The organism is Micromonospora sp. CNZ309 (assembly GCF_002846525.1).
This window is the reverse complement of sequence record NZ_PJNG01000001.1, coordinates 7,095,760-7,111,779: the sequence shown is the minus strand read 5'-3', so window position 1 is coordinate 7,111,779 and position 16,020 is coordinate 7,095,760. Positions and strand designations below refer to the sequence as shown.

Genomic DNA, 16,020 nt, shown 5'->3' with positions numbered 1-16,020 from the left:
GGTGATCCGGCCGCCGTCAGAGGGTCTGGACGGTGGCGATACGTTCCTCGAGCTGCTCGATGGTGGCCTGGGCGCTCGGCGGGCCGCCGCAGAGGCGGCGCAGCTCCGCGTGGATCTTCCCGTGCGGCTGCCCCGTGCGGTGGTGCCGGGCGGCCACGAGGGCGTTCAGCTGGCGGCGTAGGGCGACCCGACGCTGGGCGGCGCTCATCGGTACCGGCGGCGCCGTGGGGGCCTCAGCGGCCGCCTCAGCGGGCCGGGTGGCCCGGCGTCGCTGGGCGGCGAGCTGCTCCTGCTGGCGCTTGGTGAGCAGCAGGGCCACCTGGTCGGCGGTGAGCAGGCCGGGCAGGCCGAGGTATTCCTCCTCCTCGGGGGTGCCGGCCTGGGCGGCGGTGCCGAACGAGGCGCCGTCGAAGATCACCTGGTCCAGCTCGGCCGTCGCGGAGAGCGCGGCGAACCGCTTCTCCAACTCGCCGCTGGCCTGGTCGTCGCGCTGGGCGCGCTCCAGCAGGTCGTCATCGAAGCCCTCGCGGTCCTTGGGCTTGCCGAGGACGTGGTCCCGCTCGGCCTCCATCTCGCTGGCCAGCCCGAGCAGGTGCGGCACGCTGGGCAGGAAGACCGAGGCGGTCTCGCCGGGGCGGCGGGCGCGGACGAACCGGCCGATCGCCTGCGCGAAGTAGAGCGGGGTGCTGGCGCTGGTCGCGTAGACGCCGACGGCCAGCCGGGGGATGTCGACGCCCTCGGAGACCATCCGGACCGCCACCAGCCAGCGCTGCTCGGACGCCGCGAACGTCGCGATCCGCGCCGAGGCACCCACGTCGTCGGAGAGCACCACCGCCGCGCGCTCGCCCGTGATTTGCTCGATGAGTTTCGCGTACGAGCGGGCGGTCTGCTGGTCGCTGGCGATGATCAGCCCGCCGGCGTCGGGCATCCCCGCGTTGCGCAGGACGGTCAGCCGGGCGTCGGCGGCCCGCAGCACCTGCGGCATCCAGTCGCCCGCCGGGTCCAGCGCGGTACGCCACGCCTGCGCCACGAGGTCCTGGGTCATCGGCTCGCCGAGCCGCGCCGCCAGTTCGTCCCCGGCGTTGGTGCGCCACCGGGTCTCCCCCGAGTACGCCAGGAAGAGCACCGGCCGGACGACGCCGTCGCGCAGCGCGTCGGCGTAGCCGTAGACCGAGTCGGCGCGCGAGCGCAGCAGGCCGTCGCCGCCCCGCTCGTAGCTGACGAACGGGATCGGGTTGTCGTCGGAGCGGAACGGGGTCCCGGTGAGCATCAACCGGCGCTCGGCACCCTCGAAGGCCGCCTTCACCCCGTCGCCCCAGGAGCGGCTGTCCCCCGCGTGGTGGATCTCGTCGAGGACGACCAGGGTGCGCCGGGTGAGGGTGCGCCGCTTGTGCACGTGCGGTGCCATGCCGACCTGCGCGTACGTGACGACGGCGCCGTGGAAGTCGGCGGAGGAGTGCAGGTCGGCGTTGCGGAACGCGGCGTCGAGCTGGATGCCGACCCGGGCCGCCGCCTGTGCCCACTGGGTCTTCAGGTGCTCGGTCGGGGCCACCACGGTCACCGCCTCGACGGTGCCGTCGGCGAGCAGTTCGGCGGCGATCCGCAGGGCGAAGGTGGTCTTTCCGGCGCCCGGGGTGGCGACCGCCGTGAAGTCGGGGTCCCGCCGGCGCAGGTACTCCACGAGTGCCTTGCGCTGCCACGCGCGTAGTGCCGGAAACGTCTCGATCGCCGGCATCCGGGCCGCCACGGGAAGCTCCTCTCCGACCGCCTGACGGCGGACCCCGGGCGAGGGCCACGGGTACCGCCGCCCATGAAAACGCCTCCGCGCAGATGGTGCCGCGAAGGCCGACTCAGCATAACCAGCGCGGCCCGCCCGACCCAGCCGACGCCACGCTGGTCACATCCGTCACCGGAGTCAGGGGCGGTTGCCGGAGGTCCCCGTACGCGGGGGACGCAGGGTGGCCACCGGCGCCGACCAGCGCCGCCGCAGCGCCACCAGGCGCAGCAGGAAGACCACGACCGCCGCCGCGGTCAGCCAGCCGGCGTTGGCGTGCCCGAGCGCGTCCAGCAGGGCCACGAGGATCGAGCCGACGAGTGCGGCGACGGCGTAGATCTCCCGCCGCAGCACCACCGGGATCTCGGCGGTGAGCAGGTCGCGACCGAGGCCGCCGCCGATCGCGGTGAGCATGCCGATCACGCAGGCCCCCACCGCCGGCACCTGGGCGTCGAGGGCCTTGACCGTGCCGGTGACGGTGAACAGCGCCAGCCCGGCCGCGTCGAGCACCAGCACGGTGGTGCGCAGCCGGGCGAACTGGGGGTGCAGCCAGAAGACGGCGGCGGCGGTGACGGCGGCCGTCGCGGCGTAGCGCCAGTCGCCGAAGGCCAGCGGCGGCGCCTCGTCGATCGCCAGGTCACGGAAGATCCCGCCGCCGAGCGCGGCCACGAAGCCGACGAAGACGACGCCGAAGAGGTCGAGCCGTTTGGCCACCGCCGCGGAGGCCCCGGAGGCGGCGAAGACCGCCACCCCGGTGAGGTCGGCGAGGAGCAGGGCGGTGGAGGTGGTCACCGGCGAAGGTTACGTGCGCGCCCCGGAGGGTCGCCCACGTTCACTCGCCCCAGGAGTCGTAGATCTCCTTGCACTTCGGGCAGACCGGCGAGCCGGGCTTGGCGGCCTTGGTGACCGGAAAGGTCTCCCCGCACAGCGCGACGACGAACGTGCCCATGACGGCACTCTCGGCGATCTTCTCCTTGCGCACGTAGTGGAACATCTCGGGACCGGTGTCGGCGTCCTTCAGCTCCGGACGCTCGAGAACCTCTGTGCTCACTTCTGCACCTCCGACCGTCAAGTCTGGCAGGTCACCCCCGCTCCGGTCCACTTCAGGTCGCCCGGACGGGGGCCGTACGGTGGTTACGTGACCGACTTTCACATCCGCTACGGCAGCGAGGTTGCCGACGCCCTGCGCGACGGGCGTCCCGTCGTCGCCCTGGAGAGCACCATCGTCTCGCACGGCCTGCCCCGGCCGGACAACCTGCGGGTGGCCCGCGAGATCGAGCAGGCCGTCCGGGACGCGGGCGCGGTGCCGGCGACCATCGGCATGGTCGGCGGGCGGCTCGTGGTGGGCCTCGACGACGCGGAGCTGACCCGGCTCGCCACCGTCGACGGGGTCGCCAAGCTCTCAGTACGCGATCTCGCCCTCGCCGCCGCGACCGGCGCGGACGGTGCCACGACCGTGGCCGCGACCAGCGCGGTGGCCGCGGCCGCCGGGATCGCCGTGTTCGCCACCGGCGGCCTCGGCGGCGTGCACCGGGAGGCGGCGCAGACCTTCGACGAGTCGGCCGACCTGGTCACCCTGGCCCGTACGCCGATCGCGGTGGTCTGCGCCGGGGTCAAGTCGATCCTCGACGTGGGCGCCACCCTGGAGCGGCTGGAGACCCTCGGCGTCGGCGTCGTCGGCTTCCGGACGCGGCGCTTCCCCGGCTTCTTCATCACCGACGGCGGCTTCGACCTGGACTGGTCGCTGGAGTCGGCGGAGCAGGTCGCGGACGTGCTGGTGGCCCGGGAGCAGCAGCGCGTGCACCACGGCGGCCTGATCGTGGCCAACCCGCTGCCGACCGACGAGCAGCTCGACCCGCAGCTGCACGACCGGACCCTCGCCGACGGGCTGGCCCTGCTGGAGCGCGACGGGGTGACCGGCAAGGCCGTGACGCCCTACCTGCTCGCGCACTTCCACTCGGCGACCGAGGGGGCGAGCCTGGCGGTGAACGTCCGGATCATCCTGCGCAACGCCGACCTCGCCGCCCGGATCGCCGTCGCTGCGGCCGCCCGCCGCGCCGGGGCATGAGCGCAGGCCGCGTCCTCGTCGTCGGTGACCTGATCACCGACGTGGTGGCGGTGCTGGCCGGGCCCCTGACCACCGGGTCGGACACCCCGGCGGCGATCCGGTTCAGCGGCGGCGGGCAGGCCGCCAACACCGCGGCCTGGCTCGCCGCCCAGGGCGTACCGGTCACGCTGGTCGGCGCCGTCGGCGACGACGACGCCGGCCGGGACCGGGTGGCCGAGCTGGAGCGCGCCGGGGTCGACTGCGCGACGACCGTGTGCCCCGACCGCGCCACCGGGACGGTCATCGTGCTGGCCACGGCCGGGGAGCGGTCGATGGTCACCGAGCGGGGCGCGAACCTGCGGTTGGCCCCGCGCGACGTCGACGCGGCGCTGGCCACGGCGCCGGACGCGCGGCACCTGCACCTGTCCGGGTACACCCTGCTGGACGACGAGTCCCGACCGGCGGGGCTGCGGGCGCTGGCCGCCGCCCGCGAGCGCGGTCTCAGCACCAGCGTCGACGCGGCCTCCGCGGCCCCGCTGCGGCGGGTCGGCGCGGCGGCCTTCCTGTCCTGGGTACGCGGGGTCGACCTGCTCCTGGTCAACGCCGACGAGGCGACGGTGCTGGCCGGCGGGCTGGACCCGGCGGCGCAGGGGCGGGTCCTGTCGGCCTCCGCCCGGCGGATCGTCGTGAAGCAGGGCGCCGCCGGGGCGGTCTGGGTGGACCGGGCCGCGTCGGTCGCCGTCGCGCCGGCCCGCCGGGTGGCGGTGGTCGACGTCACCGGCGCCGGGGACGCGTTCGCGGCCGGGCTGCTGGCCGCCTGGCTCGACGGCGCCGAGCCGACGGTGGCGTTGGGCCGCGCCGGCGACCTCGGCGCCCTCGCGGTCTCGCAGATCGGCGCCCGCCCCGCTCCGTGACCTGCCGGCCTGCCGGGCAGGTGCGGGCGCCGGGCCTCCCCCGGCGGGCGGGTGGGTCAGGGCTCGGCGTCGATGATCTTGTGGGGGCGCTCCTGGGCGGTGAGGCTCATCGGCGGGGTCTCGTCGCGGTGCCGCGGCTGGAACCGGTTGGCCAGTCGGTGCTGCTCCTTGGGCGGGCGGTCGTTGGCCAGCAGGACCGCCAGCCACGGGATGAGCACCATGCCCAGGGCCACCATCGGCAGCCAGAGCCAGAGCAGCGGGGCCTGCACGCCGACCAGGACGGCACCGACGATCACGCAGGCCACCCGGATGCCCATCATCAGCACGTAGCGCTTCTGACGGCTGGTGAGCTGGTCGTCCTGGCTGCGTGAGGCGTCGGTGATCAGGATCGGCTGGTACGCCTGACGCTTCACCATGGACCTCCTCGAGGGGGTTACGCCCCATCCTGACACCTCCGGCGCGTGATCAGCGAGAATCGCTCGACCTGGCCTCGTGTTACCTCCGTGGTACGCTCGCGCCGTGGGCAGCAGGTTCAGCTTCACCGACGAGGCGTTGGCCAACCTGAGGGTCTACGACGTCACGCCCGGGGAAGTCTGGGAGGCGCTGCACAGCACCCGCCGGGTGATCCGGCACCTCGGCGACGACGTGATGGTCGTCTACGCCGCCGCCCGCCGGGGGCGCCGACTGGCCGTGCTGCTCGCCGAGGCCGACGGCACCGACAACGACTGGGACGTCCTCTCCGCCCGCGAGCTGAGCGACGTCGAGGCGAAGCGCTACGACGAGGCCGTGCGGAGATCTCGATGAGGAGGCGGTGACGATGAACCGTAACGACGCGACCAAGCAGTTCCACAGCGGCGGTGACCGGCTCGCGGAGCTGATCGACGGGAGCCCACAGGTGGAGCTGCCCGCCCCCGACACCGACACCCCCATGGTCAGCCGCTCGGTGCGCCTGCCGCTGGAGACGTACGAGCGGGTCCGCGCCGCCGCCGACGCGCGCGGCATCGGGGTCACCACGCTCATGCGGCAGTGGATCGAGGCCGGCCTGGCCGACCTGGACGACTCCGCCACGGTCTCCCTCGCCGACGTCCGGCGGGCCCTGGCCGCCCTCTCCCGGCCGACCGCCGCCTGACCCCGCACCCCGATCACGGGGCCGGGTGGAAGCCCGTCTCCCCCGCTTCGCCGTGCCCGAGCGGCGAGGCGGACCTCTCGGGCGTACGGCCCCGGCTGCGTCGCGCGTCGGCGACCGCCACCCCGGCCAGCACGGCGGCGACCAGCGTGAGCGCCCCCATGGGCGGGGCCAGGGCGAGCACCGGCGTTAGCAGGAGCAACGCCAGCAGGCCGCCCATCCGGGACCAGGACACCCGGCCGAAGATCTCGTACTCGAAGCGGGCCCAGGGCCGTCAGGAAGAGCGCCGGACCGCCGACGATGAAGACCAGCCAGGCCGGGTCGGCCGGGCCGTACGGGTCGTGGATCACCAGCTCGTAACCGACGGCGGTGCTCAGCACGCCGACGACGATGGGCAGGTGGGTGCCGCCGACGGAGGCACCGAGCCGCCCGGGCGACCGGGCCACCCGCAGCGCCTCGCCGAGCAGGTGACCCGCCCGGTGGAAGTAGATCCGCCAGAGCAGCGCCGTGGTGACGAACGCGACCGCGAAGGCGCCGGCCCGATCGGCCGTGAAGTCCACACCGCTGTAGGTCAGCCCGATCACCAGGATGGTCTCCCCCAGCGAGATGAGGAAGATCTGCTGGTACCGGTCGGCCAGGTGCTCGCCGGCGATCAGCCAGCCGGACGCGCGCGCCGGACCCAACCGGGGCAGCGGCCAGCCGAGCCCGAGGCCGATGCCGTCGACAGCCAGCGCGAGCACCCACAGCGGCAGGCGCAGGTGTTCCGGCGCGAGCGCCCCGGCCAGCCACGGCACGGCGCCCGCGACCGCCCAGGCGCCGAGTCGCAGCGGGACCGTGCGGCGCGGGTGGTGGCGCAGCGCCCAGGCCATGACCAGCGGCCGGCCGATCATCACCGCCAGGTACGCGAGCACGAACGACAGGGCCCGTTCCTCGAACGCCCGGGGCAGCGCCACGGCCATCACCATGGCGCCGAACATCGACCCCACCACGACGAACTGGATCACCACCCGTTCCGGCTCGTACCGGCTGGTCACCCAGGCGGTGATCGACCAGAGCAGCCAGAGGGCGAGGAAGAGCGCGCCGGTGCGCACGATCTCGAGGACCAGTTCGCCGAAGGGGGCACCGGCGGCGTCGACCAGGCGCACTGAGACCCGGGTCAGCGCGAAGACGAAGACCAGGTCGAAGAAGAGTTCCAGGAAGGTGGCCCGGGGCGAGCTGTCCTCCGGCCGCAGCAGCCGCCCGGCGCGTTCGTCCGTCATCGGCTGCCCGTCGTCACCATCCTGGCTACAACGACCGGCTCCACCCCGCGGTTGCGTCAGCCCCCGACGGTCTTCGCCTTCGCCGCCGCCTTCATCTGCTGCTTGTACTCGCGCACCCGGCGCAGCGAGTCGGCGTCGGTCACGTCGGCCACCGACCGGTGGGCGTCCGCGTCGCCGTAGCCGCCGGCCGCCTCCCGCCAGCCCGCCGGCGTGACCCCGAACCGCTTGCCGAGCAGCGCGAGGAAGATCTGCGCCTTCTGCGCGCCGAAGCCGGGCAGGTCGGCGATGCGGCGCAGGAGCTCCCGGCCGTCGGCAACGTCGGACCAGAGCCGGGCGGCGTCGCCGTCGTACCGGTCGACGAGGACCCGGCACACCTCCTGCACCCGGGACGCCATGGCCTTCGGGAACCGGTGCAGCGCCGGCGGCTGGGCGAACAGGGCGACCAGCGCCTCCGGGTCGTGTCCGGCCAGCTCCCGGGCATCCAGCTCGCGCCCGAGGCGCTGAGCCAGCACGTACGGCGAGGAGAACGCCTTCTCCATCGGCACCTGCTGGTCGAGGACCATGCCGAGCAGCAGCGCCAGCGGGCTGCGCTCCAGCAACCGGTTGGCCTCCGGGTCGATGGGCAGTGCGAGCGTCATGGCGTCCATGCTGTCACCACGCCGACCGGCCGGTGCCCGGACACGCGCGTTCGCGTACCGCCCACGGGTCGCGGGAGGTGGGCCCCGGGATCGCCGGGTGGCCGCGTGCCCGCGCCGCGCACCAGGCAGGATGGCGACGTGGACGGACACGACATGTTGCTCTCCCCCGCCGGCGTCGAGGCGCTGCGGACCGCGCTGACCCGCGCGGGATTCACCTCGAACGGCATCGCCACCCGGCTCGGCGCGCAGGCCACCGGCGGGGTCGCCCGCAACGACTTCCGGGCGGCGCTGCGCGCCACCGAGGACCGCGACCCGCTCGGCACACTGATCCGCGTGTTCGTCTGCGAGCAGACCGAGCCGGAGGCCGCCGTGGCCGCCGCGCTGGCGCCGCTGTCGCTGGACGAGGCGCTCGCCGGGGGCCTGGTCGAGCGGCACGGCGACGGGCTGCGGATGGGCGTGGACCTGGAGCCGTACGGGGACGACTGGTGGGTGCTCGCCGACGTGCCCGCCAGCGCCCGGCCCGGCCGCCCGCTGCACGCCGAGCACGTCCTCGGCATCGGCGGGGCGACGCAGACGCTGATCGGCGCGACCGTACGCCGGCCCGTCGAGACCGCGCTGGACCTGGGCACCGGTTCCGGCGTACAGGCCCTGCACCTGGGCACCCACGCGGGGCGGGTCACCGCCACGGACCTCTCGGCGCGGGCGCTGCGCTTCGCCGCCACGACGGCCGCGCTCAACGGCCAGGACTGGGAGCTGCTCCGCGGCGACCTGGTGGCCCCCGTCGCCGGGCGGCGCTTCGACCTGGTGGTGAGCAACCCGCCGTTCGTGGTGGGCCCCGGCACCACGACGCACGTCTACCGCGACTCGGGGCGGGTCGGCGACGCGATCGGCGCCGAACTGGCCGCCGCCGCGCCCGGCCTGCTGACCGAGGGCGGCACCATGCAGTACCTGGCCAACTGGGTGCACGTCGCCGGGGAGGACTGGGCCGAGCGGGTGACCGGCTGGTTCGCCGGCACAGGGCTGGACGCCTGGGTCATCCAGCGTGAGGTGGCCGACCCGATGGCGTACGTCAACCTGTGGCTCACCGACGTCGGCGAGGCGGCCGACCCGCGCCGGATGGCGGACTGGCTGGACTGGTTCGACGCGCACAAGGTGGAGGCGGTCGGCTTCGGCATCGTCTCCCTGCGCCGCTCCGGCCACGACGATCCGGTCCTGCGGGTGGAGGACCTGCGCCAGCGGGTGCAGGCGCCGCTCGGCGACCGGGTCGGCGCGTGGTTCGACCGCCAGGACTGGCTGCGCGGCCGCGACACCGACGGGCTGCTCGCCGCCCGGTTCCGGGCCGCCGACGGGCTCCAGCTGCGGCAGGAGGCCACGATGGGCGACGAGGGCTGGGCGGTGGACCGGCAGGTACTGGCCATGCCGCACGGCCTGCGCTGGACCGAGGAGATCGACCCACTGGTCCTGGCCCTGGTCGGCGGGGCCGACGGGCGGCTGCCACTGCGCGACCAGCTCGCCCTGCTCGCCGCCGCGCACGACGTGGCCCCCGGGGAGCTGGCCGAGGCGGCCGGACCGATCGTCGCGCACCTCGTCGAGCGGGGCTTCATCGAGCCGGTGGCCGACTGATGCGGGCCGTGGTGCAGACCGTCGGCCGGGCCGCCGTGACGGTCGACGGCGAGGTGGTCGGCGCGATCGACGACGGGCTGCTGGTGCTGCTCGGGGTGACCCACACCGACACCGTCGAGACCGCCCGCACGATGGCTCGCAAGGTGCACGAGCTGCGGATCCTCGACGACGAGCGGTCCGCGGCGGACGCCGGCGCGCCGATCCTGGTGGTCAGCCAGTTCACCCTCTACGGCGACGCCCGCAAGGGCCGCCGTCCGAGCTGGACGGCGGCCGCCCCGGCGGAGGTCGCGGAGCCCCTGGTGACGGAGGTCGTGGCGGCGCTGCGCGCCCGGGGCGCGAAGGTGCAGACCGGCCGCTTCCGCGCCCACATGCTGGTCGAGAGCGTCAACGTCGGTCCCCGTACGGTGCTGCTCGACCTCTGAGCGCACGCTCCCGCCTCTCCTCGCCGCCCACGGGGACGACGGCCACCAGGCCCCGTCCCGTCGCCCTCGGGCGCGGCCGGAGAGGTCGGGCAGGCGTCAGGAGAAGAGACCGCGGCGCTGGAGCGACTGGCGGATCCAGGCGTCGAGCTGGGCGGCCCAGTCGGTGCGCTCGGCGGTGGCGTGGTCGATGGTGAAGCGGCCGAACGCGTCGCGTCCCTCGGTGAACAGCCCGCCGCGCTTGTCGAGCTCCAGCACCACCTGGATCTGCTGCGGGTCGGTGACGAAGGTGACCTCCAACTGGTTGATCGCCCCGGCGTACTGCGGCGCCGGGTAGAACTCGATCTCCTGGTAGAAGGGCAGGCTCTGCCGTACGCCGTAGATGTGGCCCCGCTCCACGTCGGCGCGGGCGAACCGGAAGCCCAGCCGCAGGAACGCCTCCAGGATCTTCTGCTGCGACGGCAGCGGGTGTACCGCCACGGCGTCCAGGTCGCCCTTGTCGACCGCGCGGGCCACCTCCAGCTCCGTACGCAGCCCCATCGTCATGCCGTGCAGGTGCTGCCCGTACAGCTCGGTGAGCGGCGTCTCCCACGGCACGGGGAAGCGGAACGGGATGTCGTGGCGTTGCCCCGCGTCGAGCCGGAACGCGCCGGTCACGGCCTGCCGGTGGAACTCCTGCGTGGTCTCGTAGTCGTTGTCGCCGCTCTCCACCTCGACCCGGGTGACCAGGCCCAGGGCGACGTACTCCACGTCGACGGGGTGGTCGCCGCCGGCCACGTGGACGACGCCCTCCAACTGCCCGCCGGGGCGGCAGTTCGGGTTCGCCAGCACGGTTTCCACCGACGGGCCACCCACACCCATCGCCTGCATGAGCCGCTTGAAGACCACGCCAACCTCCTTGACCAGTTCGCTGCGCCGGTGTCACCGGCGACGCCGGCCGTACCGGCCGACCGCTGGCACGGTAACCGCCTGCGGCAACAACCGCTCGGCGACGAGCCGCGTACGCTGAGCAGGCCATCGACGCGTTTGGTGTCGGGTCCCCGATCGCCTCACTCCCGTTTCACGCCCCGCCCGCCAAGCTGTGTGTCACACCGGCACCACTGGGCCGGAACCAACGGCACAGACGTGGACACGGGGAGAACTGAGATGGCCCAACAGATGACGGAGCACCGGACACGCCCGGCCGGCACCACCGAGGCCGCGAGCGCCACCGACACCCTGACCGACCTCGACGCCACCGACGAGCGCGGCGTCTCCACGGATCTGGTCCGGGCATACCTGAACGGGATCGGTCGCACGAAGCTGCTGACCGCCGCCCAGGAGGTCGACCTCGCCAAGCGGATCGAGGCCGGCCTGTTCGCCGAGGAGAAACTGGCGACCTGCACCCCCGTCTCGACGGAGCTGCGGGCCGACCTGGAGCTGATCGTCGCGCAGGGTCGGGCCGCGAAGGACCACCTGCTGGAGGCCAACCTGCGCCTGGTGGTCAGCATCGCCAAGCGCTACACCGGCCGCGGCATGGCCTTCCTCGACCTGATCCAGGAGGGCAACCTCGGCCTGATCCGCGCGGTCGAGAAGTTCGACTACGCCAAGGGCTACAAGTTCTCCACGTACGCCACCTGGTGGATCCGACAGGCGATCACCCGCGCCATGGCCGACCAGGCCCGCACGATCCGCATCCCGGTGCACATGGTCGAGCAGGTCAACCGCATGGTCCGGGCCCGTCGCGAGCTCTCCGTCTCGCTGGGCCGCGAGCCCACCGTCGCCGAGGTCGCCCGGGCCATGGACATCCCGGAGTTCCAGGTGATCGAGCTGATCTCGTACGACCGGGAGCCGGTGAGCCTCGACCAGGCGGTCGGCGAGGACGGCGAGAGCGCGCTCGGCGACTTCGTGGCCGCCGTCGACCCGAGCGCCGAGCCGGGCGACGCCGCCGCGCAGGGTGAGTTGCGCAACGAGGTGAGCATCGTGCTGTCCACCCTCTCCCAGCGGGAGCAGGCCGTGATCCGGCTTCGCTTCGGCCTCGACGACGGCCGGCAGCGCACCCTCGACGAGGTGGGCCGGGAGTTCGGCCTGTCGCGGGAGCGGATCCGGCAGATCGAGAAGGTGACCCTGCTGAAGCTGCGCGACCCGGAGCGGGCGCAGCGCCTGGAGGCGTACGCCTGCTGACGTCCCTGCGCCACGCGAGGCCCCGGCGGTTCGCCGGGGCCTCGCGTTCGTCCGGCGCGCCGGAACGGTGCTTGCCCCGGCGGCGCCGCCGGGTTATAAAACCATCTGGTTATTGAACCGGGAGGTTATCGAATCGTGCGCGCCGACCTGCTGGACGCGACCTTCGCGGCGCTGGCCGACCCGACCCGACGGGCCATCCTGGCCCGCCTGGCGGCCGGCGAGGCCACCGTGACCGAGCTGGCGGCGCCCTTCGCGATGAGTCAGCCGGCCGTCTCCAAGCACCTGCGCGTGTTGGAGCGCGCCGGGCTGGTCAGCCGGGGCCGCGACGGCCAGCGCCGACCGTGCCGCCTGGAGGCCGGCCCGTTGCGGGAGGCAACCGCCTGGCTCGCCGGCTACCGGGACTACTGGGCGGAGAGCTACCAGCGCCTCGACGCCCTGCTCGACGACCTCCAGCCCACCGACCGGAGGGTCGGCGCCCCCGCCGGCACCGGGCGTGACGACATCCCGGACGCCAACCGGTGACCGGCGACGGCGACCCACTGGTGGTCCACGCGCCGGGTGACCGGGAGATCGTGCTGAGCCGGCTGTTCGACGCGCCCGCGTCCCTGGTCTTCGCCGCCTTCACCCGCCCGGAGCTGCTCGTGCGGTGGTACGGCGCGCGCGGTTGGCGGCTGGTCGAGTGCGAGGTGGACCTGCGGGTGGGCGGACGGTGGCGCTTCGTCTCGCAGGGCCCGGGCGGGGAGCGGATGGGCCAGAGCGGGGTGTACCGGCACCTCGACCCGCCCCGGCGACTGGTTCTCACCGAACTCTTCGACGACCAGTCCTATCCGGGCGAGACCCTGATCACCCACGAGTTCGCCGAACTCGTCGGGCGCACCACCGTCACCAGCACGCTGCGCTACGCCACCCCCTCGGGCCGCGACAGGGTGCTGCGCTACCCGATGGCCCGGGGCGTCGGCGAGAGCTTCACCCGCCTCGCCGACCTGCTGGGCCGGCCAACGACGACAGGAGGAGCGACAGCATGAACTGGACCCTGGAAGTGGTGATCGTGCCGGTCTCCGACGTGGACCGCGCCAAGTCGTTCTACGCCGACCGGCTCGGCTTCGTCGTCGACCACGACACGGTGATCGACGACGCTGCGCGGATCGTCCAGCTGACCCCGCCCGGCTCCGGCTGCTCCGTCGTGATCGGCAAGGGGGTGGTGCCGCAGATGCCCCCCGGCTCGCTCAAGGGCCTCCAGCTCGTCGTGCCCGACCTGCGCAGGGCGCGGGCCGAGCTGGTCGAGCGCGGCGTCGAGGTCAGCGAGATCCAGGTCGTCGGCGAGAACCCCCGCCCGGTGCCCGACCCGCTGGACAACGTCGGCTTCATCCACTTCGCCGACCCCGACGGCAACGCCTGGGCGGTGCAGCAGATCTCCGAGCGGGCCTGAGCGCCACGCCGCCGCAGGGCGCCCTGCGCACCCGGCGCAGGGGCCCCTCCTCACAGGCGGCGGGGGCCGGTGTCGGGGCGGGCCACGGCGGAGCCGACCCGGACGGTGGCGTGCAGCACCGAAATGCCGTCCGGACGGGCCAGCACCGGGTTGAGGGTCAGCGCGCGTACCCGGGGCTGCTCGTCGGCGAGGCGGCCGACCCGCAGCAGCAGCTCCGCCAGCGCCGCCCGGTCCACCGGCGCCGCGCCCCGGTGCCCGCGCAGCAGCGGCGCCGCCCGGGGCTCGTCGACCAGCTCGGCGGCGTCCAGGTCGGTCAGCGGCACCGCCCGCCAGGCGCGGTCGCCCAGCAGCTCGGTGGCGACGCCGCCCAGCCCGAAACCGACCACCGGGCCGAACGCCGGGTCCTCCACCAGCTCGACCACGCAGGCCACGCCGGGCGGGACCATCGGCTGCACCAGGACGTCCGCGCCGAACAGCGCCGACATCTCCGCGTACGCGCGGTGGACCGTGGCCGCGTCGGGCAGGTCGAGCCGGACCGCGCCGAGGTCGAGGCGGTGCCGCAGGCCGGGGGCGGCGGCCTTGAGGGCCACCGGGAAACCCAGCCGCGCCGCCGCCTCGGCGGCCTCCCCCGCCGAGCGCGCCGGCACCGACTCGACCACGTCGATCCCGTACGCCGCGAGCAGCCCCGCCGGATCGAGGGCCTCCGGGCGCAGGGCGGCGTGCGCCGCCGAGCGGTCCACCCGGGTCAGCTCCGGCGGCACCCCGGCGGGCCGGCGCAGCCAGTCGGCGTACGCGGCGACCCGGGCGAGGGCGCGCACGGCCTCCTCCACGCTCGGGTACGCGGGCACCCCGGCGGGCGCCCGGCCGACCAGGAACGTCGCCACGGCCGGCTTGCCGGCGGCGAACGCGCTCGGCAGCGCGGCCGTGAAGTCGGCGTCGGTGTCGGTGAGCTGGCCGGGCAGCGGCGGGGCGAACACCACCACCAGGGCGTCCACCTCGTCGTCGGCGCCCGCCTCGGCGAGCGCGGCGGCGAACTCGGCGGCGCCGGCGCGCGGGCCGACGTCGCGCGGATAGCCGCGGGCGACGGTGAGCCCCTGCGCGGCGCAGGCGGTGGCCGCCAGCCCCGTCAGCGCCGAGGAGTTGCCGACCACGCCGACGCGCGGCCCGGCGGGCAGCGGCTGGTGGGCCAGCAGCACCCCGACGTCGAGCAGTTCGGCGACGGTGTCCACCCGGATCACGCCCGAGTGGGCGAACAGCGCGGCGACCGCCACCTCGTCCGGGCCGGCCGAGTCGCCCACCCCCGGCGGCCGGGCCGGCGACGCCAGCGCCACGACCGGCTTGTCCCGGCCGATGCGGCGGGCCAGCCGGGCGAACTTGCGCGGGTTGCCGAAGGTCTCCAGGTACAACATGATCACGTCGGTGCCGGGGTCGTCCTGCCAGTACTGGAGCAGGTCGTTGCCCGAGACGTCGGCCCGGTTGCCGGCCGAGACGAAACTCGACAGCCCCAGCCCGCGCCGGTCCGCCTCGGCCAGCAGCGCCACCCCGAACGCGCCGGACTGGCTGAAGATGCCCACCCGACCGGGCACCGGCAGCCGGGGGGCGAGCGTGGCGTTGAGGCGTACGGCCGGGTCGGTGTTGGCCACCCCCAGGCAGTTCGGGCCGACCACGCGCATGCCCGCCGCGTGCGCCGCGCGGACCAGCGCGCGCTGCGCGGCCGCGCCCTCCCCGCCGGCCTCGGCGAAGCCCGCCGAGATGACCACCAGGCCGTGCGCGCCCGCGGCGGCCGCGTCGGCGACCACCTTCGTCGCCGCCTCCGGCGGAACCGCCACCACCGCCAGGTCGACCGGCACGCCGGCATCGGCCGCCGAGGGGTACGCGGGCAGCCCGGCGACCGACGCCGCGCCCGGATGCACCGGGACCACCGCGCCGGTGTAGCCGCCGTCGCGCAGGTGCCCGAGCACCGCGGCGCCGACGCCCTGCCCCGTGGCGCTGGCGCCGTAGACGGCGACGCCCCGCGGCGCGAGCAGGCGGGCGACGGAGCGGGCCTCGGTGCGGTGCTCCCGACCGCGCTGCACCTGAAGCGTCGCGTCGGTGGGGGCGATCGGGAAGGTCAGATGGACCACGCCGTCGGCGAACTGCCGCTGGACCTGGTAGCCGAAGTCGGAGAAGACCCGCAGCATCGCGCCGTTGGCCGGGAGCACCTCGGCCACGAAGCTGGCGATGTCGTTGCGGCGGGCCGCGTCGGCCAGGTGCTCCAGCAGCACCGAGCCGATGCCCCGGCCCTGGTAGGCGTCCTCGACCACGAACGCCACCTCGGCCTCCGGCGCTTGCGGCCCCAGCCGCTCGTAGCGGCCGACGGCGACGATCCGCTCGCCGACCAGTACCACGAACGCCTCCCGGTCGCGGTGGTCGACGTTGACGAAGCGTTGCAGGTCCCGCTCCGGGATGCGCGGGTACGGCGAGAAGTAGCGCAGGTAGCGGGTGCGCTCCGAGAAGCGGGAGTGCATCGCCACGACGCCCGGCCCATCCGACCGGCGGATCGGGCGCAGCTGCACGGTGGTGCCGTCGCTGAGCAGCACGTCCACCGGTTGTTCCACCCTGGTCACCTGTGCGGTCCCTTCCGGCACC

At 74.6% G+C, this 16,020-nt stretch carries 18 protein-coding genes and 1 pseudogene; 10 read left to right on the top strand and 9 right to left on the bottom strand.

Annotated features, from left to right (window positions below):
- Window positions 1-16: 16 nt before the first annotated feature.
- The 3 genes from CLT72_RS30685 to CLT72_RS30675 form a co-directional block, all read right to left on the bottom strand.
- Window positions 17-1,747, bottom strand: a complete 1,731-nt coding sequence (locus CLT72_RS30685; protein ID WP_101414722.1) for a DEAD/DEAH box helicase — start codon at window positions 1,745-1,747, stop codon at window positions 17-19.
- A gap of 168 nt (window positions 1,748-1,915) precedes the next feature.
- On the bottom strand, window positions 1,916-2,566 hold the full coding sequence (locus CLT72_RS30680; protein WP_101414721.1) for a trimeric intracellular cation channel family protein: 651 nt from the start codon (window positions 2,564-2,566) through the stop codon (window positions 1,916-1,918).
- Between the two features lie 40 nt (window positions 2,567-2,606).
- Window positions 2,607-2,825 carry a DUF3039 domain-containing protein gene (locus CLT72_RS30675; protein WP_089001394.1) on the bottom strand — a complete coding sequence of 73 codons (219 nt, stop codon included), beginning with the start codon at window positions 2,823-2,825 and terminating at the stop codon, window positions 2,607-2,609.
- 87 nt (window positions 2,826-2,912) lie between these two features.
- Here CLT72_RS30675 and CLT72_RS30670 point away from each other — a divergent pair, with 87 nt between their 5' ends.
- Complete coding sequence (locus CLT72_RS30670; RefSeq protein ID WP_101414720.1) at window positions 2,913-3,842, top strand: pseudouridine-5'-phosphate glycosidase; 930 nt, start codon at window positions 2,913-2,915, stop codon at window positions 3,840-3,842.
- On the top strand, window positions 3,839-4,735 hold the full coding sequence (locus CLT72_RS30665; protein ID WP_101414719.1) for a carbohydrate kinase family protein: 897 nt from the start codon (window positions 3,839-3,841) through the stop codon (window positions 4,733-4,735). The genes CLT72_RS30670 and CLT72_RS30665 overlap by 4 nt, the downstream gene beginning before the upstream one ends.
- A 56-nt stretch (window positions 4,736-4,791) precedes the next feature.
- On the opposite strand, the gene CLT72_RS30660 is transcribed toward CLT72_RS30665, so the two are convergent.
- Entirely contained in the window at window positions 4,792-5,151 is a 360-nt protein-coding gene (locus CLT72_RS30660; RefSeq protein WP_172896557.1) for a DUF3099 domain-containing protein, read from the bottom strand.
- Between the two features lie 103 nt (window positions 5,152-5,254).
- Here CLT72_RS30660 and CLT72_RS30655 point away from each other — a divergent pair, with 103 nt between their 5' ends.
- Together CLT72_RS30655 and CLT72_RS30650 are read left to right on the top strand one after the other, a co-directional pair.
- A complete protein-coding gene (locus CLT72_RS30655; RefSeq protein WP_350821085.1) occupies window positions 5,255-5,539 on the top strand; it encodes a hypothetical protein in 285 nt (94 codons plus the stop codon).
- 13 nt (window positions 5,540-5,552) lie between these two features.
- The gene (locus CLT72_RS30650) at window positions 5,553-5,864 is read left to right on the top strand and encodes a hypothetical protein (protein ID WP_101414717.1); all 312 of its coding nucleotides are present in this window, start codon (window positions 5,553-5,555) and stop codon (window positions 5,862-5,864) included.
- 13 nt (window positions 5,865-5,877) lie between these two features.
- Here the strand turns inward: CLT72_RS30650 and CLT72_RS33145 are convergent, their stop codons facing one another.
- The 3 genes and pseudogenes from CLT72_RS33145 to CLT72_RS30640 form a co-directional block, all read right to left on the bottom strand.
- Window positions 5,878-6,096 carry a hypothetical protein gene (locus CLT72_RS33145; protein WP_350821086.1) on the bottom strand — a complete coding sequence of 73 codons (219 nt, stop codon included), beginning with the start codon at window positions 6,094-6,096 and terminating at the stop codon, window positions 5,878-5,880.
- A gap of 76 nt (window positions 6,097-6,172) precedes the next feature.
- A pseudogene (locus CLT72_RS30645) lies at window positions 6,173-7,120 on the bottom strand (low temperature requirement protein A); the annotation flags it as partial.
- Between the two features lie 56 nt (window positions 7,121-7,176).
- Window positions 7,177-7,767, bottom strand: a complete 591-nt coding sequence (locus CLT72_RS30640; protein WP_101414716.1) for an HhH-GPD-type base excision DNA repair protein — start codon at window positions 7,765-7,767, stop codon at window positions 7,177-7,179.
- A 129-nt stretch (window positions 7,768-7,896) separates the two neighbouring features.
- Between CLT72_RS30640 and CLT72_RS30635 the strand changes: the two genes are divergently transcribed.
- Together CLT72_RS30635 and dtd are read left to right on the top strand one after the other, a co-directional pair.
- The gene (locus CLT72_RS30635; RefSeq protein ID WP_199184679.1) at window positions 7,897-9,381 is read left to right on the top strand and encodes a DUF7782 domain-containing protein; all 1,485 of its coding nucleotides are present in this window, start codon (window positions 7,897-7,899) and stop codon (window positions 9,379-9,381) included.
- Window positions 9,381-9,803: a D-aminoacyl-tRNA deacylase gene (gene dtd / locus CLT72_RS30630; protein ID WP_101414714.1), complete on the top strand. Its 423-nt coding sequence runs from the start codon at window positions 9,381-9,383 to the stop codon at window positions 9,801-9,803. The genes CLT72_RS30635 and dtd overlap by 1 nt, the downstream gene beginning before the upstream one ends.
- A 96-nt stretch (window positions 9,804-9,899) precedes the next feature.
- On the opposite strand, the gene CLT72_RS30625 is transcribed toward dtd, so the two are convergent.
- Window positions 9,900-10,688 carry a sporulation protein gene (locus CLT72_RS30625; RefSeq protein WP_101414713.1) on the bottom strand — a complete coding sequence of 263 codons (789 nt, stop codon included), beginning with the start codon at window positions 10,686-10,688 and terminating at the stop codon, window positions 9,900-9,902.
- Window positions 10,689-10,946: 258 nt separating this feature from the next.
- Here CLT72_RS30625 and sigB point away from each other — a divergent pair, with 258 nt between their 5' ends.
- From sigB to CLT72_RS30605, 4 genes are all read left to right on the top strand, one after another.
- Window positions 10,947-11,963 carry an RNA polymerase sigma factor SigB gene (gene sigB, locus CLT72_RS30620; RefSeq protein WP_392567260.1) on the top strand — a complete coding sequence of 339 codons (1,017 nt, stop codon included), beginning with the start codon at window positions 10,947-10,949 and terminating at the stop codon, window positions 11,961-11,963.
- A 111-nt stretch (window positions 11,964-12,074) separates the two neighbouring features.
- On the top strand, window positions 12,075-12,485 hold the full coding sequence (locus CLT72_RS30615) for an ArsR/SmtB family transcription factor (protein WP_199184816.1): 411 nt from the start codon (window positions 12,075-12,077) through the stop codon (window positions 12,483-12,485).
- On the top strand, window positions 12,482-12,988 hold the full coding sequence (locus CLT72_RS30610) for an SRPBCC family protein (protein ID WP_350821089.1): 507 nt from the start codon (window positions 12,482-12,484) through the stop codon (window positions 12,986-12,988). Before CLT72_RS30615 ends, CLT72_RS30610 begins: the two co-directional genes overlap by 4 nt.
- Window positions 12,985-13,392 carry a VOC family protein gene (locus CLT72_RS30605; protein ID WP_101414711.1) on the top strand — a complete coding sequence of 136 codons (408 nt, stop codon included), beginning with the start codon at window positions 12,985-12,987 and terminating at the stop codon, window positions 13,390-13,392. The genes CLT72_RS30610 and CLT72_RS30605 overlap by 4 nt, the downstream gene beginning before the upstream one ends.
- A gap of 50 nt (window positions 13,393-13,442) precedes the next feature.
- Here CLT72_RS30605 and CLT72_RS30600 read toward each other — a convergent pair whose 3' ends face one another.
- Window positions 13,443-15,998, bottom strand: coding sequence for a bifunctional GNAT family N-acetyltransferase/acetate--CoA ligase family protein (locus tag CLT72_RS30600; RefSeq protein ID WP_101414710.1), 2,556 nt, complete (start codon window positions 15,996-15,998; stop codon window positions 13,443-13,445).
- Window positions 15,999-16,020 lie beyond the last annotated feature (22 nt).